The sequence below is a fragment of the Polynucleobacter sp. Latsch14-2 genome (assembly GCF_018881925.1).
In the GTDB taxonomy this organism is placed as follows: domain Bacteria; phylum Pseudomonadota; class Gammaproteobacteria; order Burkholderiales; family Burkholderiaceae; genus Polynucleobacter.
This window is the reverse complement of sequence record NZ_JACVPL010000001.1, coordinates 142,673-167,352: the sequence shown is the minus strand read 5'-3', so window position 1 is coordinate 167,352 and position 24,680 is coordinate 142,673. Positions and strand designations below refer to the sequence as shown.

The window sequence follows — 24,680 nt, the reverse complement described above, 5'->3', positions numbered from 1 at the left end:
GATGATAGCTAAGACTCGTGAACGAACCCTAAAGCTTGCGCGCGACACCCTCACTATTGAGGCTGCTGCACTGCAAACAATGCGCGATCGCCTTGAAGGCCCCAATGCAGATGCCCTAGTGCATGCGATAGAACTTTTGCATGATTGCAAAGGACGTATTGTTGTATCTGGCATTGGCAAATCTGGCCATATCGCACGCAAGATTGCTGCAACTTTTGCCTCGACTGGATCGCCCGCCTTTTTCGTTCACCCCGCTGAAGCAAGTCACGGTGATTTAGGCATGGTGACACGTGAAGATGTGTTTGTTGCCTTGTCTAATTCCGGGGAAACCGATGAATTACTGACCATCGTACCAATCGTCAAGCGCACTGGAGCAAAACTCATCGCCCTGACTGGAGCGCCTGAATCATCCCTGGCAAAACTCGCTGATGCTCATTTAGATACCAGCGTAGAAAAAGAAGCTTGCCCCCTTAATCTAGCACCCACTACTAGCACCACGGCCGCGCTTGCGATGGGTGATGCACTTGCCGTAGCACTCTTAGATGCTAGAGGCTTTCAAGCTGAAGACTTTATCCGCTCCCATCCCGGTGGTCGCCTCGGCCGCAAGCAATTGAGTCATGTAAGTGAAGTCATGCGCAGCATTGATGAAACTCCCAAGATCTCTATTCAAGCATCACTACAAGAAGCCTTGCTAGAGATGACCGCTAAACGCATGGGCATGGTCATCACACTAGATGACAAGAGCAAAGTGACAGGCATCTTTACAGATGGTGACTTACGTCGTCTACTAGAAAAGAGCACCAATCTAGATGGCGTCACTTTAAAAGAAGCAACAACCTCTACGCCCCGAACCATTCCGCCAGAACTACTAGCTGAAGAAGCAATCGAAATGATGGAGAAACACCGCATTAATCATTTGGTGGTGACCGATGCAAATGGCACCCTAGTCGGCGCCCTCAATCTACACGACTTATTTGCAGCCAAAGTTATTTAAGGTCATTTATTTACCTCATGCCAAGCGCTTTTAATACCCACAACACCAACCCTCTAAGCCAATATCCACAAGCATGGGAGCGTGCCGCCAAAGTCAAGCTCTTAGTGCTCGATGTGGATGGGGTTCTGACCAACGGGCAAGTATTCATCGGGGTTGATGGCAAAGAATCCTTAAAGGCTTTTGATATTCAGGATGGCCTAGGCATCAAATTGCTTGAGCAATGCGGCATTCCCACTGCCATCATTACTGGTCGCAACTCCCAAATGGTTCTGGCGCGATGTGAAGAACTAAATATCAAGCATGTCTACATGGGTGTTGATAACAAAGCGCATGCACTCGAGCAAATTTTGCAGTCTATGGGCCTGACTCATACAGACTGCGCAGTCATGGGCGATGACTGGCCAGACCTGAAAATGATGAGTAAGGCTGGGTTAAAGGTATCTCCAGCACAAGGACATGAAGCAGTTAAAGACAGTGTGCACTATGTGACAAACCGCACAGGTGGCAACAGCGCTGTACGCGAACTATGTGACCTCATTCTCAAGGCACAGAACCGATACGAAGAATTACTCAGTCAAGCTCGCAATTAACTCATGCAATTAAATCCCCAGCAAATCAAAATGAGTTTAGGGCGCACAATATTGCGCCTAATGCCATTACTTGTAATGGGCACAATTACCCTAATGACTTTTTGGCTTGTGAGAAAAAATACTCCTCCCGAAAGCTCTCTACTCGAACGAGTTCGATTGCATGAACCGGACTACATTATTGAGGGCGGCGCTCTATCGGCCTTAAATGAGATAGGTAATACAAAATATCGTGTGCTTGGTAAAAAAGTAACGCACTACGATGACGATGCATCGATTGATATTCTTACTCCGCGTATGCGCTTGTTTCAAGCAGATAAAGCACCGGTCACAGTAAAGTCCGACACTGGACACCTTGATGGTGATCTAACAATTCTTGATCTAGTCAGCAATGCTGAAATTTTTCGCCCAGCACAAGCTGCTACCGCTTCTGAACCAGCAAGCCCACGCATGCTTGCCCAATCATCCTACTTTAGAGTGCTAATTAACGATGACATCATTGAAACAGATAAGCCGATCAGACTTGAGCAAGGTATGTCGGTAATGAACTCTGCTGATGGTGGGACATTTAATAATGTCGATCAAAGCATGGTCTTATCAGGCCAAGTAAAAGGTCGCATTGAGCGCCTACAGCGCCAGGCGCAGTAAAGTGATTACTATGCACCCAGCTCGACATATTCTTTTAGGCTTAACCAGCCTAAATTTTTTAATCACCCCCTTAGCTCATGCCGAGAAAGCAGACCAAGATAAACCGCTTATTCTTGAGGCAGAAAAAGTTTCCGTAAATGATGTACAACAAGCCTATGAACTGAACGGAAAAATCCTCCTTATCAAAGGAACGATTGTCGTTACAGGCGAACAAGGCAACATCAAAGTAGATCCAGAGGGCTACGAATATGTTGACATCAAAGGCACACCCGAAGAAGTGGCGAGCTTTAGACAACGACGCGAGGGGCCTGCCGATGAATTCATACAAGGCCAGGGAACTAACGTCAGCTATAACGCTAAAACTGAGTTGCTGACATTAACTGGTGATGCCAGCCTCAAGCGCTTATTAAGTATGCAAATGCTTGATCAATTGCGTGGCTGGAAAATTGAGTACGATGATATTAAGCAGTACTATCGCGTATCACCCCCAACAGATGCAAAACCGGATGACTTGCCTTTGGCTAGAGCCATTCTTTCACCAAGACGAAAAGCCACACTAGAGAAATGACAGCAGATTCAACTCAAAACAATAATCCCGCAACCTTAAGCGCGCACCATCTGCAAAAACGCTATGGCTCAAGGACTGTTGTGCGCGACGTATCGGTTGAAGTGAAGTGTGGCGAAGTGGTGGGCTTGCTTGGGCCCAATGGCGCAGGTAAAACTACATCCTTCTACATGATTGTTGGTCTAGTCCCTTTGGACGGAGGCAATATCGTGCTGGATGGAACGGATATTACTCACCTGCCAATTCATGAGCGCGCCCGCATGGGTTTGTCATATCTACCCCAAGAGGCTTCTGTCTTCAGAAAACTCAATGTTGCTGAAAATATTCAAGCTGTACTTGAGTTGCAGGTGCAAGATGGAAAATCTTTAAGCAAGGCTGAGATTGCTCACCGCCTGAATGAGCTGTTGGGCGAACTCCAAATTACTCACCTCAGAGATAATCCAGCCCTATCCCTCTCTGGCGGCGAACGTCGCCGTGTAGAAATTGCGAGGGCATTAGCCTCACAACCTAAATTTATCTTGTTAGATGAGCCTTTTGCGGGCGTTGACCCGATCGCCGTTGGAGAAATTCAAAGGATCGTGCGTTTTTTACGGGATCGGCAAATTGGTGTTTTGATTACGGATCACAACGTCCGCGAAACCCTAGGCATCTGCGATCACGCCTACATTATCAGTGAAGGTAGCGTGCTAGCCGAGGGTCAGCCAGACCAAATTATTCAAAATGATGCTGTCCGCAGGGTCTACTTAGGTGAAAACTTTAAAATGTAAGAATTTCCTTTTAAAGGGTTATTTCTGAAATAAAGCTGCTCCACCACTTGGATTTCAGCAAAATCGCTGATACGCTGGAGGTTCATGAAGTCCATTCCAAAGATACAAGTACCAGACAAGTTTAAGCATTGCGGGGCTTGCTGCGCACCCCGGCTATGAGCATGCGCATGCATATCAAAAGGAGCTGAAGATGAATTTAAAGATTAATAGCCGCCATGTAGAAGTGACCCCTGCCATGCGCAATCACTTAGAAGCCGGTCTAGCCAAAATTCGCAAGCATTTTGATCATGTGCTTGATGCTTCAGCCATTTTGATTGTCGATAACGCCAAAGAGAAAGATCTTCGTCAAGGCGCTGAAATTACGATTCACCTCAAAGGCAAAGAGCTATTTGCCGAAGCGCATAACGCAGACCTTTATCACGCAATGGATCAAGTCGTCGATAAACTTGAACGCCAGGTCGTAAAGCACAAAGAAAAAATACAAGATCATCATCACGAAAAGCATTTTGAGTAAGTGCTGACTTCAGGACACCTATAATCATTTAACATGACTGCCCTGATAGATCTTTTCGCCCTCGACTGCATCGCATTAAATAATCCGGCTCAAAACCGCGCCGATGCCTTTGCAGTCGCTGGCGATCTTTTTGCTAAACACACTGGTATTGAGGCTAGCGCTGTAGTGAGCTTCTTAAATGCTCGAGAAGATTTAGGGTCCACCGCACTTGGTGCAGGGGTGGCGATCCCGCATGGCCGGGTCAAAGGCCTTAAGCAACCTGTTGCTGCTTTTATAAACCTTAAAGACGCGATTGAGTTTGCCGCACCCGATGGCGAGCCTGTATCGCTATTGATTTTTTTATTAGTCCCAGAAAAAGCAACTCAACAACACCTTGAAATTCTGTCTTCTATTGCGCAACTCTTATCAGATCCCCTTACACGAAAACAATTAGCAACAGAAAGTAGCCCAGAAAATATTTTTGAGCTCCTGCAACAATGGGGCTCACCGCAATGACCCAGCTCTTGCTACTTGAAGGTGTAAACGCTCAGCAAATTTTTGATGACAATGTTGCTGAATTGAAACTTTCTTGGATCGGCGGTCTTGAGGGCGCTGATCGCAAATTTCCTCCGGAGGCGGTTAAAGCAGCCGCTGCTAGCTCAGATCTGGTGGGTCACTTAAATCTGATTCACCCAAGTCGTATTCAGATTTTTGGCGAGCAAGAGGTTGATTACCATGCCGCGCTAGAACCCAAGCAAAAGCAAGAGCAAATCTCGAGTCTGATTTCCAAAACGCCTCCCTGTGTGATTGTTGCGGATGGTAAAACAGCCGATCCAGATCTACAGCTTTTCTGCCAGCGTTCATCTACCCCCCTATTCACGACCTCCGTTTCTGCAGCTGAGGTCATTGATCATCTTCGTACCTATCTAACAAAGATTGGCGCACCCCAAATTACGATGCACGGTGTCTTTATGGACATCTTGGGCCTTGGTGTTCTATTGACTGGGGAGTCAGGGCTAGGAAAAAGTGAGTTAGGTCTTGAGTTAATTTCTCGCGGTCACGGCTTAGTGGCGGACGATGCGGTCGACTTTTCACGTCTTGGTCCAGATTATATTGAGGGTCGCTGCCCGGTCATTTTGCGCAATCTTTTAGAAGTACGCGGCCTAGGCTTGTTGGACATTCGCACAATTTTTGGCGAGACTGCGGTGCGTCGTAAGCTAAAACTTCGCCTCATCGTCCAGCTCGTTCGTCGGACTGATGGAGAGTTTGAGCGTCTTCCCATAGAAGCCCAACACATCGATGTGTTAGGCATTCCTATTCGGACCGTCAAAATACAAGTGGCTGCTGGTCGTAACTTAGCGGTTCTCGTTGAAGCTGCCGTACGTAATACGATTTTGCAATTGCGCGGTATTGATACCCTTAAAGAGTTTATTGAGAGACAGCGTATTCAAATGAATATAGAGGCTGAATCGAGCAAAACTCAAGGGCGTCTTCTGTAATATGCAGATTAATCTGATCACCGGAATCTCGGGCTCAGGTAAATCAGTTGCCCTCAGAGCCTTTGAGGACTCCGGCTACGATTGTGTAGACAACCTCCCAGTCTCCTTACTTCAAAATCTCATCAGCGTATTAGAGAATCAAAAATGCGAGCAAGTGGCTGTAGCAATTGATGCTCGTCGAGGAGAGTCGATTGCCCAGCTCCCGCCTATTCTGGAGAGCTTACGCCACCAACATCAGGTACGGGTTATCTTCCTCAATGCCAATACTGAAACTTTGGTACAGCGTTTTTCTGAAACCCGCCGCCGCCATCCACTTTCAGCAAATACCAAACAATCTCAATCAACCACATTGATCGAGGCCCTTGATAAAGAACGCAACCTATTAGCACCTTTGCAAGAGCAAGCACATAGTATTGACACCAGCAGCCTAACCGCCCATGCCCTGCGCTCCTGGATTCAAGATCTACTCAAAGATAAACCACTAGGTTTAACAGTTGTCTTCGAATCATTTGGGTTTAAAAAGGGTGTACCCAGTGATGCAGATTTAGTTTTTGATGCACGCTGCCTCCCCAATCCTCACTACGACAAGACCTTGCGCCCGCTCAGTGGTAACGACAAACCGGTTATAGCGTTTCTGGAAAATATTCCAGCGGTCAATAGCATGGCAAGTGACATCATTCAATTTATTGAAAAGTGGTTACCTCACTACATTGCTGATGGCCGCAGCTACTTAACGATTGCTATTGGTTGCACAGGCGGACAACATCGCTCGGTTTATCTAGTAAATCGCATTAGTGAATACTTTCGCTTACGAAAAAACCTGACTGAATTGCAGATTACTTTTTTAGATCGTCACCGCGAATTAGACTCAATCCCTGTAAAAGCAGTTTGATTGGTTGCGGCAAGCCGTATTGCCCTAACTTAGCCAAGGGGACCCACTGTAGACCCTCATTTGCAAATGTATATGGTTTGCTTACATGAGCATGCCAAATTTGCATCCACAAACGTCTATGCGTAAAGATATGCTTTATCTGTTCGCCACGCTCAAACTGCTGACAAATCTTTAGCAAGGGGGGCGCTTGCTCATTAGGCAAAACTAGGGCTAGCAATTCTTTTGGCTTCACTCTGGAGTCCGCCTTACTTACTTTTGCTTTCGCTACCCACGCAGACTCTGGCAAACACCATAGACCGCCCCAAATAGCCTTGCTTGGACGCTTTTGCAATAAGACATGATCGCTGTACCGAAGAAGCAACATATCGCATTCATACTCAGGTGATTTTGCCTTGATTGTCTTTTGTGGGAATAACAGTACTTGAGCACTCAAATTCGCCTGACAGTCTTTTGCAAATGGACATTTTTTCTCGCCAGTAAGGCACACAGGCTTACGAGAGGTGCACCAGGTAGCACCGAAGTCCATGAGAGCCTGGGTATAAATTGGCATGTCCTGCGGCTTGCTCGGCAGCAGAGAACTCGCTAGAGCCCACAGTTGCTCATTAACTACTTTATCTTGTAAGGCACCATCAATACAAAATAAGCGCGCCAAGATTCGCTTTACATTGGCATCCAAAATGGGCGCGCGCTCCTGAAACGCAAACGATGCAATCGCGCCTGCGGTGGAGCGGCCAATGCCTTTGAGTTGCTCGAGTAATACAGGATCCCTTGGAAACTTGCCTGAAAATTGCTCCATCACTTGTTTTGCGCAAGCGTGCAAATTTCGAGCTCTGGAGTAGTAGCCTAGCCCAGCCCATTCAGCAAGGACTTCATCAATATCGGCCAAAGCCAATCGCCTGACCGTTGGAAAGCGCTTCATAAAGCGTGGATAACGCTCTAAAACTGTAGCCACTTGAGTTTGCTGCAACATAATTTCTGAAACCCAAACTGCATAAGGGTCACGATTGTTCTGCCACGGCAAGCCTTGGCGACCAGCTACCTCATGCCAGCTAATGAGTTTTTTGGAAAACGTTTTCGTCAAAGACATGTCAGCGCTTTTGACATTGCGGACAAAAATAAGTGGAGCGCTGTCCTTGAACGATTTGCTTAATAGGCGTCTTACAAGTTTTGCACAACTGATTTTTTCGATCGTAGACTTTGGTCTGAACCATAAAGTGTCCGGGATCACCTGCGCTATTGACGAAGTCTTTCAGCGTGCTGCCACCGGCATCAATGGCTCGCTTTAATATTAGCCTTACTGCGGTTGCTAATCGAGCACACTGAGGACGAGTTAACTTCCCCGCAGCCTTTGCAGGATGAATGCCAGCCTCAAATAAACTCTCTGAGCAGTAGATATTACCAACACCAACGACCGCTTGACCAGCCAATAAGAATTGCTTGACAGCAACGCTACGCCCTCGCGAATACTGATACAAAACTTCGGTGCCAAGCTCTCCTGAAAATTCTGGTGAAAAAGGCTCTACCCCTAATTTGAGTAGCAAGGGATAGTTCTCAATGGGACCTTTTGATTTTGGGTGCCAAAGCACAGCACCAAATTTGCGGGGATCATGCAAGCGCAAACTCAGCTTTCCAAACTCAAAGGTCACGCGATCATGTGTTTTGAGTGGATCACTACTGGGCAGCACTCGTAATGTGCCGGTCATACCTAGGTGCAGCAGAAGGTAGCCAGTATCCATCTCGAGCAGGAGATATTTACCACGTCGTTGAATAGAGCTTACTTTTTGACCGGGCAGTATCTTAGATAGACTACTTGGGACCGGCCAACGCAGACGGCCATCAACCACCTGAACAGCGCTTACTTTGCGCCCCTCAAGGTGTGGTTGAATCCCAAGTCTAGTGACCTCTACTTCTGGAAGTTCTGGCATAAATGAATTGTAGATTCGCGGATTAGAATGTGCTTATGACTAAATTGACGCTTAAGCCATATTTTCAGGGTTTATTGATTGCCACCATGCTCAGTGCTGGAGTATGCCTGCCAAGGCTCTCGTTTGCCCAAGTCAACTCTGCAGATGCCGGGGCGGGCGTGTTTGAAGTCCTGGCATCCGAGATTGCCCTGCAGCGCGGAGAGGCTGGCTTGGCATATAACACCTACATGGAAATGGCGCGTCAGTACCGAGATCCGCGTTTGGCTCAACGCGCAATGGAGATTGCCATTACCGCCGGCTCCCCTGATTTAGCACTGCAAGCCACCCAGCTTTGGGATAGCCTTACACCGTCGTCAGAAACCAAACCAAAAGAAGTTCTGATTACGCTATTGGCATTGAGTCAGCGCTGGTCAGATCTTGTTAAACCAACAACTGAGTTACTGGCCCAACAAACTCCCACCCAAAGAGAAAATACCTTATTGCAATTGCAATCTTTGCTAGGCAAAGCAACTGATGAGTCGCAAGCGCTCTTGGCTTTTTATCAGATCGTTTCATTACTCAAGCCGGACCCTAAAGATCCCAATATCTTGTACACCTATGCCATGTCCGCTGAAAAGGCTGGGCATCTAGATGTAATGGAAAAAATATTACGTCAAATCTTGCGTAAAAAGCCCAACGATGTGAACTCCCTTAATGCATTGGGCTATTCGCTTGCAGACCGGAATCTCAAACTTGCGGAGGCTTTTAGTCTAATTAATAAAGCCCACCAACTCTCACCACGAGATGCATTCATCCTAGATAGTCTTGGGTGGGTTAATTTCCGTCTAGGAAAAAATGAGCTTGCTTTAGAACAATTACAACAGGCGTTTACACAAAAACCAGAAGCAGATATTGCAGCCCACTTAGGAGAAGTGTTGTGGGTGATGAATCGCCCCGCTGAGGCAGAAGATATATGGCATCAAGGCCAAAAGCTCGATGCCAATAATGCTACCCTGAAAGAAACCATAAAGCGCCTAAAGCCTGACTGGTCGGTTGCAGAACAGACGACTAAAGGCACATGGGATGGCCGCTTTGCTGTCAAAATCACCGGACTTACTGACAGTCAAAACCAAGGTGGATCTGGTGGCTTTACCTTGACTCAAGATGCACTTATAGATACATTAGAAATTCGCAATCCCGTTGGTGGCTCTATTGCCAAAATTACCATTACACCTGGTGAAGCATCGCTTGAGCGTAATGGTGAAGTGGTTACCGCCATCGATGCCGACACTTTAATTCAAAAAGCTTTAGGGCTCCCACTGCCTGCTCGCGGACTATCAAACTGGCTACGCGGAGAAGCGCGCCCTGGCGGCAACGCTAGCGTTGAAAGAAATGAAAAAGCTCAGGTAAGCAAGATTACTCAAGACGGCTGGACTCTGAACTACAGTTGGGGCAATGCCAACCAACTAGAAAAACTCGTCATGACTCGCAGCTCCAATATCGGCTCAATTGATATTCGCCTCGTATTTGATAATTAAAATGACTCAAGCAAAACATGGCGTCATAGAACTCAATTGCCCAGCAAAGCTCAATCTTTTCCTACACATTGTTGGACGCCGACCTGATGGCTACCACCTACTTCAATCAGTCTTTCAACTGATTGATTGGTGCGACATCCTTACACTTAAAACAATTCCTGAAAATGTAGTCTGTCGGAATAACCCGATACCAGGAGTCCCTCCAGAGCAAGATTTAGTGGTTCGTGCCGCAAAACTCCTCAAAGAATTTGGGAAAGTTTCGGGCGGGGTTGAGATCAACCTCAAAAAAGAAATACCCATGGGCGCTGGTCTTGGGGGCGGCTCATCGGATGCTGCCTCAACCCTGATTGGACTGAACTACCTCTGGAATCTTCACTTAGATAAGGTCGCTCTTAGTAAGTTGGGATTAAAACTGGGGGCGGATATACCCTTTTTTATCTTTGGTCACAATGCTTTTGTGGAAGGAATTGGGGAGAAAATTCAAGAAATTTCCCTGGAATCTCGGGATTTTCTAGTTATTTTTCCGCTGCAAAGCATTGCTACTTCCAGGATTTTCCAAGACCCTGAATTGACCCGAGACCATGCTCAGATTACAATAGATGGCTTTCTTGCATCGCCATTGTCAAATCACTCGAATGATTGTCAGATCGTAGCGATGCGGATATGTCCTGAAGTGAAGCAAGCATTAGATTGGATCAGCGTGGCATTACCGGGCTCAGAGCCTCGTATGTCTGGCTCTGGAAGTAGCGTATTTACAGCCTTAGGCGCTGAAACAAATATCGCGAAACTCGAAAATCTTTTGCAAAAGCTTCCAAAAGGATGGGTGGGTCGAATTGTTCGGGGGCTAAATAAAAATCCCGCTTACAATTTGATTTCTTCAGAATGACCTGTAGGGGAATCGCCAAGCTGGTTAAGGCACTGGATTTTGATTCCAGCATGCGAAGGTTCGAATCCTTCTTCCCCTGCCAACTTACTGTAGATACGACCAAAAAGCACTTATCCGACCCACACCAAAATTCCAAAATAGCCCATGTCCGCCCATATGAACGCTGATTTACTGACTCTATTCACAGGCAATGCAAATCCCGTTTTGGCGCAGGCTGTTGCCAAAGAACTGAATCTTTCGCTTGGAAAAGCTTTTGTAGGTCGCTTCTCAGACGGCGAGATTCAGGTTGAAATCCAAGAAAATGTTCGCGGTAAAAATGTCGTTGTGATTCAGTCAACCTGTGCGCCGACAAATGATAATTTGATGGAATTGATGATCATGATTGATGCTCTAAAACGAGCATCAGCAAGCCGCATAACCGCAGTGATTCCTTACTTCGGTTATGCCAGGCAGGATCGTCGTCCTCGTTCAGCACGCGTTGCAATCTCGGCTCGCATTGTTGCAAACATGCTCCAATCTGTTGCTGGCATTGAGCGGGTTTTAACGATGGATCTCCATGCAGACCAAATTCAAGGGTTCTTTGATATCCCAGTAGACAACATCTATGCCTCCCCAGTTCTTCTGGCTGATCTAGAAGCTCAAAAGACAAAAAAAGATCTCATCATCGTTTCCCCAGATATCGGGGGTGTAGTGCGCGCCCGCGCTATGGCCAAGCAATTAGGCACCGATTTAGCCATTATTGATAAACGCCGCCCCAAAGCCAACGTTTCCGAAGTCATGCACCTAATCGGCGAAGTAGAAGGTCGCCATTGTGTCATCATGGATGACATCATTGATACCGGCGGAACCCTCTGTAAGGCCGCTGAGGCTCTTAAAGAGCGTGGTGCCAAGGGTGTGACTGCCTACTGCACTCACGCGGTTCTATCGGGTGGCGCCGTAGCGCGTATTGCTGCCTCCCAACTGGATGAACTCGTGGTCACCGACACCATTCCCTTGACCCCAGAAGCTATGAAGGTCTCAAAAATCCGTCAGCTGACCGTTGCACCCCTTCTCGCAGAAACACTTTCACGGATTAGCAAGGGTGACTCTGTGATGTCGATGTTCGCTGAATAAACCAAAATTACCCGTTTTACACCCACTATTGGCAGTTTTTAGACAAAAGTGGATAAAAATACCCAATCCCACGATATAATCGAAGGCTTTTCTGTTTGGTCGCGAACGGAAATTAACCTTAATTTGGGAATTCAATATGAAAGTAGTAGCCTTTGAAAGAAGCGTACAGGGAACGGGTGCGAGCCGCCGTCTGCGCAACTCCGGTAAAACTCCGGGAATTATCTACGGTAGCAAAGATCCAGCTGTAGCAATTGAGCTGGACCATAACGCTCTGTTCCATGCTCTCCGCAAGGAAGCATTCCACTCGTCAATTCTAGATCTCGAAATCGATGGCAAAGCACAAAAAGTGTTGTTGCGCGATTATCAGATGCATCCATTCAAGCCTTTGGTTTTGCACATTGACTTCCAGCGCGTATCTGCGACTGAGAAGGTTCATATGCGCGTTCCACTGCACTTCATTAACGCTGAATCTTCAACAGCAGTGAAATTGCAAGGCGCAGTTGTAAGTCACATTACAACTGAACTTGAAGTCTCATGCTTACCAGCAGACCTGCCAGAGTTCATCGAAGTAGACTTAGGCGGCATTGAAGTTGGCGGTCATGGTATTCATGCTAAAGACCTTACATTGCCAAAAGGCGTTACTTTGGTATTGCACGTCGAGCAAGAGAATCCTGTACTTGCTAATGCACGTATCCCAGCAGTTAAATCTGCAGATACAGAAGCCGCTCCTGCAGCTCCAGCAGCTACTCCAGCAGCTGAGCCTGCAAAAGATAAGGCTTAATGATTTAAGCTGCATTCTTTGCGAACCATAAGACCCGCTTAATTGCGGGTTTTCTTTTTTGTACAAAAGCTTTTATCCTTAGACCCACATCATGACTAAATTAATTGTTGGCCTAGGCAATCCAGGTGAAGAACATCAAGAAGATCGACACAATGCCGGCTTCTGGTTTGTTGACGCCTTAGCAAAGCAACTAGGTGTACGCTTTGAAACTGAAAAACGCTTTTATGGGAAAGTGGCAAAAGCAAAGTGGGAGGGTGAAGATCTCTTTTTGCTAAAGCCAACTACCTATATGAACCTTAGTGGTCAAGCCGTGGGCGCAGTCTCTCGCTTCCATAAAATTCTGCCCAAAGATATCTTGGTAGTACAGGATGAGCTTGATCTCAAGCCGGGTACAGCGCGCATCAAGCTAGGTGGCGGCACTGGCGGTCATAATGGCCTTAAAGATATTCAAGCGCACTTAAGTACCCCAGAATATTGGCGACTGCGCCTTGGCATTGGTCATCCACGCGATCTCGCTGGGGATGGCAGAGCTATGGATGTGGCCGACTATGTTTTAAGGAGACCCCTGCAAGCCGAGCAAATACTGCTTGATAGCAGTATTGAAAATGGTCTACAGATTCTGCCACTATTTCTCAAGGGGGATACTCAAACTGCCATGCTAGAACTGCACTCCAAGAACTCAGCAGCTTAGGCTATTTTTGCCTTCGCTGCTGCGGTTAACAGCTTGTACTTAGCCATCAACTGATCTGGCGACTCGGTGTAGTTTGGGTTAAATGGAATGCAGTCGACTGGACATACTTGACGGCATTGTGGTGCATCATAGTGCCCCACACATTCGGTGCACTTATCGGGATCAATTTCATATATTTCCAGCCCCATATAAATCGCATCATTAGGGCATTCTGGCTCGCATACATCGCAATTAATGCACTCATCGGTGATCATTAGAGCCATAGCTAGTACTGACCTTACTCTTTAATCTGATTGTCTGTAGCAATCTTTTTAGCTAACCATTTCTCAACTGATGGGAACACGAACTTACTCACATCGCCACCCATTGAGGCAATCTCACGCACAAAGGTGCCTGAAATAAATTGATACTGATCTGACGGAGTTAAGAATAAGGTTTCAACATCAGGCAGTAGATAGCGGTTCATGCCGGCCATTTGAAACTCATACTCAAAATCAGAGACAGCGCGTAAACCACGCACGATAACGCGAGCATTGTGCTCCCGCGCAAAATCTTTTAACAGTCCTGTAAAGCCAACGATCTTCACGTTGGAATAGTGGCCAAGAACCTCTTTAGCGATTGCAATGCGCTCATCCAAAGTAAAGAATGGACGCTTACTGCGGCTATCCGCAACGCCCACAATCAGCTCACCAAAAATACTGGATGCACGACGAACTAAATCCTCGTGACCACGAGTAAAGGGATCAAAAGTTCCTGGGTATACAGCGACAGTCATAACTCTCCTAAGGCTTTATCGGCTACAGGGGAGAGTTTAGTCCCTTCTGCTACGGAATAGACAAGCTTTTACTTGCCCAGCCTCTAAGTATTTTCCACAATACCAGCCGGGCAGTAGGGCTTCTATTTCCCCGAGATTACGGCTGACTGGAAATTCAATATAAATACCACCCCCGAAAGCATCATCACAGACCCGACCAGCCTGGATGACCGCCTTATCGAGCAAGTGCGCTTCCTGAAATGGCGGGTCAATAAAAATCAAATTACTTGAAAGATTTGGCTGGGAACTTAAGAACTCCAAACTGTCTTGATGCAATATCTCTACAAAACCCAATACAGGTGAAGATTGGAGCAATTTGAAGTTAGCTAGCAAATTGGCATAAGCTTTTTTATCTTTCTCGAGTAGAACAACCGCTTGTGCCCCTCTTGAAGCCGCCTCAAAACCCAACACCCCGGTACCTGCAAATAAATCAAAACAGCGCAAGCCCGTTAAATCTTGACCTAGCCAATTAAATAGTGTCTCGCGAATGCGATCCGTCGTAGGGCGCAATCCGGGTAGATCAATGACGGATATCAAGCGACTACGCCAAGTGCCTCCAATAATACGAACTCTTTTAGGAGGGTCTGAACTTGGACCCGTTAAGGCGGGCTTGTTTGAGAATTTTTTTATTTGGATGTCCCCAAAACGACTATCTTCATGCGATCCATAGCAAGGTATTTCTGAAAGGCGGCGCTCACTTGCTCCAAGGTCACCGCGTTAACTTTTTGCGTCCAGGTTTCGAGGGTGTCCAATGGCAAATCATTCCAGGCAATTGAAGAAACGTTATCCAGTAATTTACGATTGTTATCAATGCGCAATGGAAAACCATTTATTAGGTTGGCTTTAGCAGCTTGTAGTTCTGATGGGGTGGCGCCATTCGTAATGAAATTGGCCATGGTTGAACTCATCACCTCGAGGGCTAGTGCTGCTTGGTCACCCTTCGTTTGGAGGCCGGCCTGAAAAATACCAGTGTCCTTACCAGGGGCAAAGTAGCTAAAGACACTATAAGCTAAACCACGTTTCTCACGCACCTCCGACATTAATCGCGACACAAATCCTCCGCCGCCTAAGATGTAGTTTCCAACAATCAGTGGAAAGTAATCGGGATTGCTACGCGTAATAGCAGTCATGCCTATGGCAATATGAGCTTGTTGACTATCAAACGGAATTTCTACTTCACGACTGGATAATGGCTCAATTGGTGAGCGTTGTAATTCTGGAAGCGCTGGAATCATTACTCCAGATTGCGGCATATTTTTGAGTAGGGTCTCAACAATCTCGCTAGCTTCAATTGGGCTGACATCGCCCACAATACTCACAATCATGCGATCGCCTCGATAAAACTGCTGATGAAATCTTGCTAAATCAGAAGTACTTACCGAGCTAACGGATTTCACAGAAGGAGATTCGCCTAATGGGTAGTTGCCATAAACTAATTTTCGAAAGCGGCGCTCAAGCACTGCCTCAGGCCTCGTTTCCGCCTCAAGCAAACCGGTAATGGCACGCTGTTTTTCGCGCTCCAATATTGCTGCTTCATAAGTAGGCGCACTTAACATCACAGATGCTAATTGCACAGCGCGATCACGCAGATCTTTGCGACTCAAACTACGAATACGCATTACAGCGCGCTCACCACCAACTGAAACTCCAATATCGGCACCTAAATCGGCAATTTCGTCAGCAATTTGCGCTTCAGTTAAAACGCCTTTTTGTACTCTAGCGCCATAACGCATCAACTCCGCGGTCATGGATGCAAGTCCATTCTTACCGACTGGATCGTAGCGGTCACCCGCATCAATGCTGATCTCAATATCCACCATCGGCAAGGTCCTGGTCTGAACCAAATAGGCTTTGGCACCCTTAACCGAACTGAGCTTCTCAATTGGCAAAATAGCATAAGCAGATTGCAGTAGCCCAAACATAAAAATGACTGCGCAAATAAGTGATTGGACTGCCTTCATTATTTTCTCTCCTGTCCTGCAGACTTACGAGCTTGAGGATCTAACACGCCAATCGTCAAGCTTTCATTTAAGAGATATTTTTTGGCGACAGCCTGAACCTGTTCAGGTGTAATGGTCTGCATTTTTTCCAACATGGGATCAATATCACGCCAAGAGAATCCGGCCATTTCAATGCTGCCAATTTCCATTGCCTGACCAAAGATAGAGTCACGCTTATAGATTTGACTTGAGAGTAATCGCACCTTAATGCGCTTCAACTCAGAGTCTAGAACACCTTTTTGCACTATCTCACCTATGATTCTCCGAACACTCGCTTCCGCTTGCGCAATGGTTTTACCTTTTGCCATGCTTGCATTGATCTGAAACAATGCCGGCCCGCGAGAAATCATGTCGTACGAAACGCCCACATCATTAACTACACGCTCTTGTTTAATCATGATGCGATTTAAGCGGGCATTATCGTAGCCATCCAAGACTGCAGAGAGCAATTCAAGCGCATAGGGCTCAACATCATCTAGCGCCCCCACCTGTAACCGTGGCACCTTCCAAGCCATCGCTAACTGAGGACTATCTGCGGGCGCCTTCACTTCAACATGCTTGATGCCTTTTTGCACAGGCTCTAACTGCGGCTTACGCACTGGCAATACCCGAGTATCTATCACACCATAATATTTTTCTACTGCTTGTCTAGTTTGTTCTGGGTCAACATCGCCACTAATGATCACTGTTGCATTGTTTGGAGCATACCAACTCCGATACCAATCACGTGCATCTGTAGCCCTCATATTTTCTAAATCATTCATCCAGCCCACCACTGGGTGACGATAAGGTGAGCTCATAAACGCAGTAGCCATTAGCGACTCATTTAAGAGGCTGCTAGGATTGTCTTCCGTACGTAAACGACGCTCCTCCATCACCACCTGAATTTCTTTTAAGAATTCTGCATCATCAAAATTGAGATTTGACATACGGTCTGCTTCAAGCTTCATCACTTCGTTAAGCTTTGATTTTTCTACCTGCTGAAAGTAGGCTGTGTACTCACGAGAGGTAAAGGCATTCTCACGTCCACCCAGTGCGGCAACTAAACGAGAAAATTCTCCGGCCTTCACCTTCTCGGTGCCCTTAAACATCATGTGCTCCAGTACATGCGCTACACCAGTTCGACCATTTACTTCGTCCATAGAGCCAGCGCGATACCAAACCATATGAGCCACAGTAGGTGCACGATGATCTTCTTGCACTATGAGCTTGAGCCCATTGGCAAACTGGTACTCATGGGTATCCGGTGACTTGTTGGCAGGGGCTGCCCAAGCACATTGGGAATATGAGAGAAATAAAAAGAAAAGCTGAAATAAAGTGGAGCGCATCTGCAGGATCACCATATTCTTAGATTAAATTGATAAGATGGATGTTTTAAATTGTATCGACTATGTTCGGCCTACGTAAAACCCTCGGATCCCTTTTCAAATCCAGCCATACTGATGAGGCTTGGTTTGATACTTTAGAAGAATCCCTCATCCAGAGTGATGTAGGGCTACCTACGACCGAGCAATTAATTGCTAAGTTGCGTAGGGCCGCCAAATCAGAGAAGGCATCAAGTCCGGAGGCTCTGCAATCTCTGCTAATTCAAGAAGTCACTGCACTGCTTGGGGCACTAGAACCCTTACCCAATCCGCTTTACATCCGCACTCTCGAGGCTATTCCTGAGGTATGGTTAGTCGTTGGCGTTAATGGCGCAGGGAAAACCACCACTATCGGTAAGCTCTGCCGCCTCTTCCAGTCACAAGGCAAGTCTGTATTGCTAGCTGCTGGTGACACCTTCCGGGCTGCTGCACGCAACCAACTCCTAGAATGGGGTGGACGCAATCAAGTTGATGTAATTATCCAAGAAGGTGGTGATGCTGCTGCGGTAGCGCATGATGCAATCCATGCGGCGCTCTCTCGCAAGAGCGATATTTTGATCATCGATACCGCTGGACGCCTTGCCACACAAGATCACCTGATGGAAGAGCTCAAGAAGGTGAAACGCGTCATTGGCAAGGCCCTTCCTGGGGCCCCTCACCAGACTTTGCTGGTACTTGATGGCAATACTGGTCAAAATGGCTTAAACCAAGTGAGAGCCTTCCATGCGGCTTTGGGACTAACGGGAATCATTGTCACCAAATTGGATGGCACAGCTAAAGGTGGCGTCATCTGTGCGCTTGCCCATACCCTGCAAGACGGGCCAAAACCGGCTGTTTTAGCCCTGGGCAAAGGTGAGGGAATCAATGATTTAGTAGCCTTCACTGCCAGCCAATATTCATCTGAATTATTCAATTAAATCAGTGGCTTACAGATATAAAAAACCATTAGCACTCTCTTGACAAGAGTGCTAAAATAGATTTATATAAACAGCTCAAATTACTTAAAAACAATGATTCAAAAGAAAGCAAATAAACCGCTAATGCAAGCGAGGCAAACACTGCCAGCAGTGCACACTGCTGCGGCTATGTCTGCCTTTCCGGTTCTGCCATCTCTTGGCGTTGGTACGCTCGATTCCTATATTTCTTATGTGAATCGCGTGCCGATGCTCAGCGCTGCAGAAGAGTTACATCTTGCCCAAGAATTTCGTCGCACTGAAAATGTCGATGCTGCGAGAACCTTGGTACTCTCACATCTTCGCCTAGTTGTATCTGTGGCCCGCCAATATTTGGGCTACGGCATTCCCCATGCGGACTTAATCCAAGAAGGCAATATTGGCCTCATGAAAGCCGTAAAACGCTATGATCCAAGCCAAGGTGCGCGCCTTGTCTCTTATGCGATCCATTGGATCAAAGCGGAAATTCATGAGTACATTCTTAAAAACTGGCGCCTTGTCAAAGTAGCAACTACCAAAGCTCAACGTAAATTGTTTTTTAACTTACGCAGCAATAAGCCTACTCTCAGCGCATTAACGCCCAGCGAAGTTGAGGCTTTAGCAAAAGCACTTGATGTTAAGGGCTCTGATGTTAAAGAGATGGAAATGCGACTGGCTGGAGGTGATGTGACTCTAGAAGGCGATGATAGCGACGATGAATCTGCTTATGCTCCGATTCAGTGGCTTGCCGACAATAGTCAAGAGCCAACAGCAATGATGGCATCAGCTGAGACGGATGCATTGCAGGGCCCTAAATTAGATCAAGCACTGATGGCTTTAGACGAGCGTAGTCGTAATATCGTGCAATCTCGCTGGCTGGCAATGGATGCAGAGGGCAATGGCACAAAAACACTGCATGAGCTTGCAAGTGAATATGGAATCTCTGCGGAGCGTGTCCGCCAGATTGAGACGGCAGCGCTCAAGAAGATGCGCAGCATGCTGCAAGCAGCTTAAACGCGCAACCTAAACGCTACTTTAGTAACTCCTTCAAGTCATGTGCCAAGGTTTCCGGACCTTGCGCATGCTTGATATATAAGCGTAGGCGACCTTCTGGATCAAATGCATAACTACCTGCGGTGTGATCCATCGTATATGAGCCAGCTTGTGATCCAGGAACTTTTTTGTAATAGATCTTGAAGTCTTTTGTCACTTGTTCTAATGCCGCCTGATCAACTGGACGTAGACCTAGGAAGCGCGCATCAAAGGCGGGAACATACTGCTTCAAGATGGCTGCCGTATCACGCTCAGGGTCGACCGTCACAAAAAGTACCTGGACCTTGTCTGCCTGCGAGCCCATCAATGTCATGACCTGCTGCATTTCAGTTAAGGTAGTTGGGCAAACATCCGGACACTGGGTATAGCCAAAGAACATCACTACAACCTTACCTCTGAAATCGGCTAAGGTTTTCGTCTTACCATCAGAATCAAGCAAACTAAAATCTTTGCCAAACGCAGTGCTACCAGTAATGTCGACATTCTTAAAATCGGGCTTTGGACTGCAGGCAGCCAAGGCAAGCAATAGCACTGCGACTAAAAATGATTTAATAGCACTCATATTGATCTCAAATGAAATAGTGATCTATCAAGAGCGCCGCAAATAAAAGCGCTAAATAGGTAATTGAAAAACGAAATGTTTTTTTAGCCAAGGCATCACTATAGGCAATAAATAAAGCGACGACATAGGCCAAAAATAGCAGCCCTAATATGAATGCAGAAATTAAATACACCACGCCACTCATGCCATAAATATAGGGAAGCAAAGTAGCCGCAATCAATATCAAGGTATAGAGCAAGATATTGAGTAAGGTAAATCGCTCACCATGGGTTACTGGCAACATTGGCAGACCAGACTGAACATAATCATCACGCCGATATAAGGCTAGGGCCCAAAAATGCGGCGGGGTCCAAACAAAAATAATTAATACTAAGAGCCATGCTTCTGCAGAGAGAGTATTGGTTACGGCTGCCCAGCCTAGGGCAGGAGGCATTGCGCCAGACAAACCACCAATCACAATATTCTGTGGGGTTGCTGGCTTTAATAGCCAGGTATAGATCACCGCATAACCAACAAAGGTAGCCAAGGTCAGCCACATTGTTAGCGGATTGCAAAAGTTCCATAAAATAATCATGCCAAGAGCACCAAGCACGATTGAAAAAATCACAATATGGAAAGGCGTTACCTCGCCCGTTGCAGAAGGTCGCCAGGCGGTTCTCTTCATCTTGGCATCGACTGCCTGTTCAATCAAACAGTTCACTGCAAATGCTGCGCCTGCTAAGAGCCAAATACCGACGATGCCACCAATAAGTACTGAATAGGGCACCATTCCTGGAGTAGCCAAGAACATTCCGATGACTGCACAAAAGACGGCCAGTTGGGTAACGCGTGGCTTCGTTAAAACCCAGTACTGGCGCCAACGAGGCATTGATACATGCATGGAGGTTTTCGGGCTACTCATAGTGATTATGTGATCTTCATTTGAATGGGGGACTTCCATGAGGCCCAGTAAGTCATGCGGACCAAACAAAATACCAAAGCAGCTGAGCCCCCCGTATGCATTAAGGCTGCCAATAGTGGCCACTGAAAAACAACATTCGATATTCCAGTGAGAACTTGTAAGATTAAAAGTGCAAATAGAAATTTGGATAGCTTACTGACTTGAGGTAATACGCTCATGGTCATGCCAGATGCACTAAAAGCCAAGAAAGAAAGTATCAGCAACACGAGTACAGCAAAAATACGGTGCGCCCAATGAATTGCCTGTAGCGAGGCAGGAGTAATATATTCACCAGTAGCATTACGCCCCAGCTCTCTCCATAATGTGAAGCCCTCCCGCCAATTTGCCTCAGGCCACAAAGAACCAAGGCAGGTAGGAAAATCAGGGCAAGCTAAGACTGCGTAATTGGTGCTAACCCAAGCACCTAGGAAAATCTGAATAGTTAAGGCCACAAATGCGATGGTTAACAATATTGCCGAAATAGGCTTACTACGAAGCTCCAGGATCTTAGATCCTTTTTCTTGCCAATTCTGTTGTGCATAAAAAGTGAGCGATGCAAGCAACACCAAAGCCAACATCAGATGAATAGTCACAATAATTGGTTGAAGCTTCATAGTGACAGTCCAGGCTCCAAATGCACCTTGCATACAAACCAAAATCAACAAGGCTAGACTCCCAAGCAGTGGCGACTTGCCCAAACGCTTTAACTTAGTAGACGCTATACCAAGCTGCACCACAATTAATGCCCCAACGGTCATTGCTAAGTAGCGATGAATCATTTCAATCCAAGCTTTCATGACCGTAACAGGCCCCTCAGGTAAAGCAGCCTGCGCTTCCTGAATGTCCCCTATCGCATGCCATGGATTAGATGTGCCGTAGCAACCCGGCCAATCAGGACAACCTAAACCTGAATCCGTCAACCGCGTAAAGGCACCGAAAACAATCAAATCAAAGGTCATGAAGACCAAAACCCAATTTAGTTTTGCAAAAAAACTATAGCTAGGCCTAGTCCATAGATAAGTCAAGGGCAAGCCCGCAAAGAGGATTGCAATCGTTGCCAGCTCGAGGAATAAAGCTAACTGACTCATGACAAACTTTCACCCTTATGATTGAGTCGCAACAGTTTTTCCAGATCTTTTTTAATATTGCCAAACTCTTTAGATGAATTTGTTACGGGGAAATACATCATCTTTGCTGGACTTGGATCGATTAACTGAATAGCTTGTCCGGCGCCCTCGCGATCAAGCCATGTTTGAAATTCTGCTTTGAGTTTTGGATCTGCCGGAAGATTGGCAACAGTAAAACCTGCTGTCTTTGCATCATAAGCAAGCGCCACTTCAGGATCAACTGGCTTACCGTCTGTGTTGACCCAAAGCAATTGAACGCGTCCACTTTCCCTGCCCATCGCAACCCGCAATTGCCTCATTAAAAATAAAGCCTCAATACAGGACTTATTCTTAACCTGACAATCACCAGCAGGACGCGCCACTAGTAATGTCCACTTGCCCTTTAAAGGAATGCCAAACCAAGCATTATTTGCATCTTGAGCAGGCTGTACCAAAGACCCAAAATTGGTCTTCCCCCCTTCAGGCTTAATGACGTAATAAGCAAAGTAAGAGGCAAACACTGGCGCAGCACAAGCCAATAAAAGAAATAACATTTGCACTCTGCCACGGCGTGTCCGTGCATCAATTGCCGCAGACTCTGTCTGCGATGCTGGAATTAACAACTCTTGATCACTCACTCTTATCCCCACGTTTTCGCTGCTGCATCAATCCAGTAATCAACCAAAATAAAAAACCGCTAAAAGCCAACGCAAACCACTGAAAGGCATAAGCATAATGGCGCTCCACTCCAGTGCTTGGGGGCGCCCAATTTTTTGTTAAACCATCGGCCCCATCGCCACCAGATTCTTGCAAAATAAATGGTAGCTGACGCCATGCATGCAATTGAGCTTCCTGCTCTAAATCAAAATTTTGCTCTATTCGGGGGCGATTAACGGACGCCGTATTTTTTCCCAACTCAAATACCTTGCCAGGATTAGCTAGCGCAATACCCTCCACCTCTACGAGCTCAGATGGGGTGCTTACTGGGGGCAATTGAGTGCGCTCATCATTATTCCGGGGGGCCCAACCTCGCTTTATCCATAGTATCGTTTCAGTACCCGCCAATCTTAGCGGGGTCATGACATAAAAACCAGACTGCGATGCATTCTCAACCCCACCTAGGGGAACAGGACGTGGTCGGTTATCAAGCCAAATAGTCTCTGCTGGCAAAAAGCTCCCCTTAGCCACCACGCGACGCTCAGCTGCCTCCTCTAAAGTCCAATCCTGGGCATTCAGACTTAATGGAGGCAACTGCTGTTTAGCCGCCATACTCTCTGCCAAGCCAATCTTTTGATGCGCGCGACTCATCTGCCAGAACCCCGCAGCGCAACCAATTGCGACCACCAGAAGGGCTGATACAGTAGCGGCTATACGCTTAATAAATAATCTAGAAAAAATATTCAAAGGAAGCTCTAAAGATGAAGTGGATTATTCCAATTGCATTACTGATGATTGTTGCAAGCTTAGGATCGGCCCTCTATTACATGATGAAAGACAAGGGTAGCAGCTCCAGAATGGTTCATTCACTGATGCTCCGAATTGGCCTATCAATCGCCTTATTTATTGGTATTTTGCTTGCCCACTACTTTGGCTACATTGAAGCGAGCGGCATACGTGTTGGTGTAAATTAAACCACCCTTAAAACAAATCGGGGCTTAACGCCCCGATTTTCTTGCTCTTTACATCCAATAGACAGCGATGTAGAGGCCGAGCCAGACGACGTCAACAAAGTGCCAATACCAAGCGGCACCCTCAAATGCAAAATGATGGTCAGCAGTGAAGTCCCCGCGAATCATACGACGCAAGACAATCGCCAGCATCGTCCCGCCTAAAAATACGTGAAAGCCATGGAAGCCGGTCAACATAAAAAAGGTTGAACCGTAAATACCTGAGGTCAACTTCAAGTTGAGTTCATGGTACGCATGGTAGTACTCGAAACATTGGAAGCACAGGAAAACAAAGCCAAGACCAACAGTCGCTGCCAAACCGATAATGGCCTTCTTCATGTGGTTTGCAACTAAGGCATGGTGAGCGTATGTAATCGTCACACCAGAACTCAACAGAAGGAAAGTATTGAGTGTTGGAATCGGCCATGGACCCATAGTTTCAAATTTTGGCACTAGACCAGCAGGGCCAGCATTTGGCCACACCGCCGTGAAATTAGGCCAGATTAATTTGCTTTCAACATCACCCATCCAAGGCATTGCAATATTGCGTGCGTAGAACAGGGCTGAAAAGAATGCCGCGAAGAACATAATCTCAGAGAAGATGAACCAAGCCATCGACCAGCGATAAGAGATATCAACGTTTACGCCGTTCATACCAGCATTGGATTCGGCAATCGTGTCACCAAACCAGTTGTAGAGCACAAATAGAATCCACGCTACACCTACCAAAGACATAGGACCACCCCAGGAGGTGTGGTTTACCCAACCCGTCATGCCAAAGCCAAAAGCGATTAAGCCAAAGGCTGCCATCGCAGGATGCCTAGATAGGGCGGGTACAAAATAGTATGGGGTTGAATTGGATGACATCTTATTCTCTCTATTCA

General features: G+C 46.6%; 30 protein-coding genes and 1 tRNA gene. 18 read left to right on the top strand and 13 right to left on the bottom strand.

Features of this window, described 5'->3' with window-relative positions; genetic code table 11:
- The first annotated feature begins 1 nt into the window (after window position 1).
- From ICN46_RS00970 to rapZ, 9 genes are all read left to right on the top strand, one after another.
- Complete coding sequence (locus ICN46_RS00970) at window positions 2–994, top strand: KpsF/GutQ family sugar-phosphate isomerase (RefSeq protein WP_216203589.1); 993 nt, start codon at window positions 2–4, stop codon at window positions 992–994.
- 17 nt (window positions 995–1,011) lie between these two features.
- Entirely contained in the window at window positions 1,012–1,584 is a 573-nt protein-coding gene (locus ICN46_RS00965; protein WP_216203587.1) for a KdsC family phosphatase, read from the top strand.
- Window positions 1,585–1,587: 3 nt separating this feature from the next.
- On the top strand, window positions 1,588–2,229 hold the full coding sequence (gene lptC, locus ICN46_RS00960) for an LPS export ABC transporter periplasmic protein LptC (protein ID WP_216203585.1): 642 nt from the start codon (window positions 1,588–1,590) through the stop codon (window positions 2,227–2,229).
- A gap of 10 nt (window positions 2,230–2,239) precedes the next feature.
- Window positions 2,240–2,797, top strand: coding sequence for an LptA/OstA family protein (locus ICN46_RS00955; RefSeq protein WP_216203583.1), 558 nt, complete (start codon window positions 2,240–2,242; stop codon window positions 2,795–2,797).
- Window positions 2,794–3,561 (top strand): LPS export ABC transporter ATP-binding protein, encoded by a 768-nt coding sequence (lptB, locus tag ICN46_RS00950; RefSeq protein WP_216203581.1) that lies wholly within the window; start codon window positions 2,794–2,796, stop codon window positions 3,559–3,561. The genes ICN46_RS00955 and lptB overlap by 4 nt, the downstream gene beginning before the upstream one ends.
- Before the next feature lie 190 nt (window positions 3,562–3,751).
- Complete coding sequence (gene hpf, locus ICN46_RS00945) at window positions 3,752–4,075, top strand: ribosome hibernation-promoting factor, HPF/YfiA family (protein ID WP_216203580.1); 324 nt, start codon at window positions 3,752–3,754, stop codon at window positions 4,073–4,075.
- A 33-nt stretch (window positions 4,076–4,108) separates the two neighbouring features.
- Complete coding sequence (locus ICN46_RS00940; protein WP_216203577.1) at window positions 4,109–4,570, top strand: PTS sugar transporter subunit IIA; 462 nt, start codon at window positions 4,109–4,111, stop codon at window positions 4,568–4,570.
- Window positions 4,571–4,578: 8 nt separating this feature from the next.
- Complete coding sequence (gene hprK, locus ICN46_RS00935; protein ID WP_216203987.1) at window positions 4,579–5,553, top strand: HPr(Ser) kinase/phosphatase; 975 nt, start codon at window positions 4,579–4,581, stop codon at window positions 5,551–5,553.
- A 1-nt stretch (window position 5,554) separates the two neighbouring features.
- Window positions 5,555–6,445 carry an RNase adapter RapZ gene (gene rapZ / locus ICN46_RS00930; RefSeq protein WP_216203575.1) on the top strand — a complete coding sequence of 297 codons (891 nt, stop codon included), beginning with the start codon at window positions 5,555–5,557 and terminating at the stop codon, window positions 6,443–6,445.
- On the opposite strand, the gene mutY is transcribed toward rapZ, so the two are convergent.
- The gene (gene mutY / locus ICN46_RS00925; RefSeq protein ID WP_216203573.1) at window positions 6,390–7,532 is read right to left on the bottom strand and encodes an A/G-specific adenine glycosylase; all 1,143 of its coding nucleotides are present in this window, start codon (window positions 7,530–7,532) and stop codon (window positions 6,390–6,392) included. The genes rapZ and mutY overlap by 56 nt on opposite strands.
- A gap of 1 nt (window position 7,533) precedes the next feature.
- Window positions 7,534–8,370: a bifunctional DNA-formamidopyrimidine glycosylase/DNA-(apurinic or apyrimidinic site) lyase gene (mutM, locus tag ICN46_RS00920; protein WP_216203571.1), complete on the bottom strand. Its 837-nt coding sequence runs from the start codon at window positions 8,368–8,370 to the stop codon at window positions 7,534–7,536.
- 35 nt (window positions 8,371–8,405) lie between these two features.
- Here mutM and ICN46_RS00915 point away from each other — a divergent pair, with 35 nt between their 5' ends.
- The 6 genes from ICN46_RS00915 to pth all read left to right on the top strand — a co-directional run bounded on the left by ICN46_RS00915 (window position 8,406) and on the right by pth (window position 13,358).
- Window positions 8,406–9,887 carry an outer membrane lipoprotein LolB gene (locus ICN46_RS00915; RefSeq protein WP_216203570.1) on the top strand — a complete coding sequence of 494 codons (1,482 nt, stop codon included), beginning with the start codon at window positions 8,406–8,408 and terminating at the stop codon, window positions 9,885–9,887.
- Window position 9,888: 1 nt separating this feature from the next.
- The gene (ispE, locus tag ICN46_RS00910) at window positions 9,889–10,773 is read left to right on the top strand and encodes a 4-(cytidine 5'-diphospho)-2-C-methyl-D-erythritol kinase (protein ID WP_216203567.1); all 885 of its coding nucleotides are present in this window, start codon (window positions 9,889–9,891) and stop codon (window positions 10,771–10,773) included.
- 5 nt (window positions 10,774–10,778) lie between these two features.
- A tRNA-Gln gene (locus ICN46_RS00905) sits at window positions 10,779–10,855 on the top strand.
- Window positions 10,856–10,929: 74 nt separating this feature from the next.
- Window positions 10,930–11,886, top strand: coding sequence for a ribose-phosphate pyrophosphokinase (locus ICN46_RS00900; RefSeq protein WP_216203983.1), 957 nt, complete (start codon window positions 10,930–10,932; stop codon window positions 11,884–11,886).
- Window positions 11,887–12,022: 136 nt separating this feature from the next.
- Window positions 12,023–12,667 carry a 50S ribosomal protein L25/general stress protein Ctc gene (locus ICN46_RS00895; protein WP_216203565.1) on the top strand — a complete coding sequence of 215 codons (645 nt, stop codon included), beginning with the start codon at window positions 12,023–12,025 and terminating at the stop codon, window positions 12,665–12,667.
- 91 nt (window positions 12,668–12,758) lie between these two features.
- The gene (pth, locus tag ICN46_RS00890; protein WP_216203563.1) at window positions 12,759–13,358 is read left to right on the top strand and encodes an aminoacyl-tRNA hydrolase; all 600 of its coding nucleotides are present in this window, start codon (window positions 12,759–12,761) and stop codon (window positions 13,356–13,358) included.
- Here pth and ICN46_RS00885 read toward each other — a convergent pair.
- From ICN46_RS00885 to ICN46_RS00865, 5 genes are read right to left on the bottom strand one after another with little or no spacing between them, the layout of a single operon-like run.
- Window positions 13,355–13,621, bottom strand: coding sequence for a YfhL family 4Fe-4S dicluster ferredoxin (locus ICN46_RS00885; protein WP_216203561.1), 267 nt, complete (start codon window positions 13,619–13,621; stop codon window positions 13,355–13,357). The genes pth and ICN46_RS00885 overlap by 4 nt on opposite strands.
- Before the next feature lie 14 nt (window positions 13,622–13,635).
- On the bottom strand, window positions 13,636–14,133 hold the full coding sequence (gene coaD, locus ICN46_RS00880; RefSeq protein WP_216203559.1) for a pantetheine-phosphate adenylyltransferase: 498 nt from the start codon (window positions 14,131–14,133) through the stop codon (window positions 13,636–13,638).
- 36 nt (window positions 14,134–14,169) lie between these two features.
- The gene (gene rsmD, locus ICN46_RS00875; protein ID WP_216203982.1) at window positions 14,170–14,802 is read right to left on the bottom strand and encodes a 16S rRNA (guanine(966)-N(2))-methyltransferase RsmD; all 633 of its coding nucleotides are present in this window, start codon (window positions 14,800–14,802) and stop codon (window positions 14,170–14,172) included.
- Window positions 14,799–16,133, bottom strand: a complete 1,335-nt coding sequence (locus ICN46_RS00870) for a M16 family metallopeptidase (protein WP_216203557.1) — start codon at window positions 16,131–16,133, stop codon at window positions 14,799–14,801. Before ICN46_RS00870 ends, rsmD begins: the two co-directional genes overlap by 4 nt.
- Window positions 16,133–17,515: a M16 family metallopeptidase gene (locus tag ICN46_RS00865; RefSeq protein WP_255538679.1), complete on the bottom strand. Its 1,383-nt coding sequence runs from the start codon at window positions 17,513–17,515 to the stop codon at window positions 16,133–16,135. The genes ICN46_RS00870 and ICN46_RS00865 overlap by 1 nt, the downstream gene beginning before the upstream one ends.
- 47 nt (window positions 17,516–17,562) lie before the next feature.
- On the opposite strand from ICN46_RS00865, the gene ftsY reads away from it, so the two are divergent.
- Together ftsY and rpoH are read left to right on the top strand one after the other, a co-directional pair.
- Window positions 17,563–18,453, top strand: coding sequence for a signal recognition particle-docking protein FtsY (gene ftsY, locus ICN46_RS00860; RefSeq protein ID WP_216203555.1), 891 nt, complete (start codon window positions 17,563–17,565; stop codon window positions 18,451–18,453).
- A gap of 123 nt (window positions 18,454–18,576) precedes the next feature.
- Window positions 18,577–19,482, top strand: coding sequence for an RNA polymerase sigma factor RpoH (gene rpoH / locus ICN46_RS00855; protein ID WP_255538695.1), 906 nt, complete (start codon window positions 18,577–18,579; stop codon window positions 19,480–19,482).
- 16 nt (window positions 19,483–19,498) lie between these two features.
- Here rpoH and ICN46_RS00850 read toward each other — a convergent pair whose 3' ends face one another.
- From ICN46_RS00850 to ICN46_RS00830, 5 genes are read right to left on the bottom strand one after another with little or no spacing between them, the layout of a single operon-like run.
- Window positions 19,499–20,083, bottom strand: coding sequence for an SCO family protein (locus ICN46_RS00850; RefSeq protein WP_216203551.1), 585 nt, complete (start codon window positions 20,081–20,083; stop codon window positions 19,499–19,501).
- Window positions 20,084–20,090: 7 nt separating this feature from the next.
- Complete coding sequence (gene cyoE / locus ICN46_RS00845) at window positions 20,091–20,984, bottom strand: heme o synthase (protein WP_216203549.1); 894 nt, start codon at window positions 20,982–20,984, stop codon at window positions 20,091–20,093.
- Between the two features lie 5 nt (window positions 20,985–20,989).
- On the bottom strand, window positions 20,990–22,111 hold the full coding sequence (locus tag ICN46_RS00840; protein WP_216203548.1) for a COX15/CtaA family protein: 1,122 nt from the start codon (window positions 22,109–22,111) through the stop codon (window positions 20,990–20,992).
- Window positions 22,108–22,767, bottom strand: coding sequence for a redox-active disulfide-containing membrane protein (locus ICN46_RS00835; protein ID WP_216203545.1), 660 nt, complete (start codon window positions 22,765–22,767; stop codon window positions 22,108–22,110). The genes ICN46_RS00840 and ICN46_RS00835 overlap by 4 nt, the downstream gene beginning before the upstream one ends.
- Window positions 22,760–23,533, bottom strand: coding sequence for an SURF1 family protein (locus ICN46_RS00830; protein ID WP_255538678.1), 774 nt, complete (start codon window positions 23,531–23,533; stop codon window positions 22,760–22,762). The genes ICN46_RS00835 and ICN46_RS00830 overlap by 8 nt, the downstream gene beginning before the upstream one ends.
- Window positions 23,534–23,547: 14 nt before the next feature.
- Between ICN46_RS00830 and ICN46_RS00825 the strand changes: the two genes are divergently transcribed.
- Window positions 23,548–23,760: a twin transmembrane helix small protein gene (locus tag ICN46_RS00825; protein ID WP_216203543.1), complete on the top strand. Its 213-nt coding sequence runs from the start codon at window positions 23,548–23,550 to the stop codon at window positions 23,758–23,760.
- A gap of 48 nt (window positions 23,761–23,808) precedes the next feature.
- On the opposite strand, the gene ICN46_RS00820 is transcribed toward ICN46_RS00825, so the two are convergent.
- The gene (locus tag ICN46_RS00820) at window positions 23,809–24,663 is read right to left on the bottom strand and encodes a cytochrome c oxidase subunit 3 (protein WP_216203541.1); all 855 of its coding nucleotides are present in this window, start codon (window positions 24,661–24,663) and stop codon (window positions 23,809–23,811) included.
- Window positions 24,664–24,680: the final 17 nt, after the last annotated feature.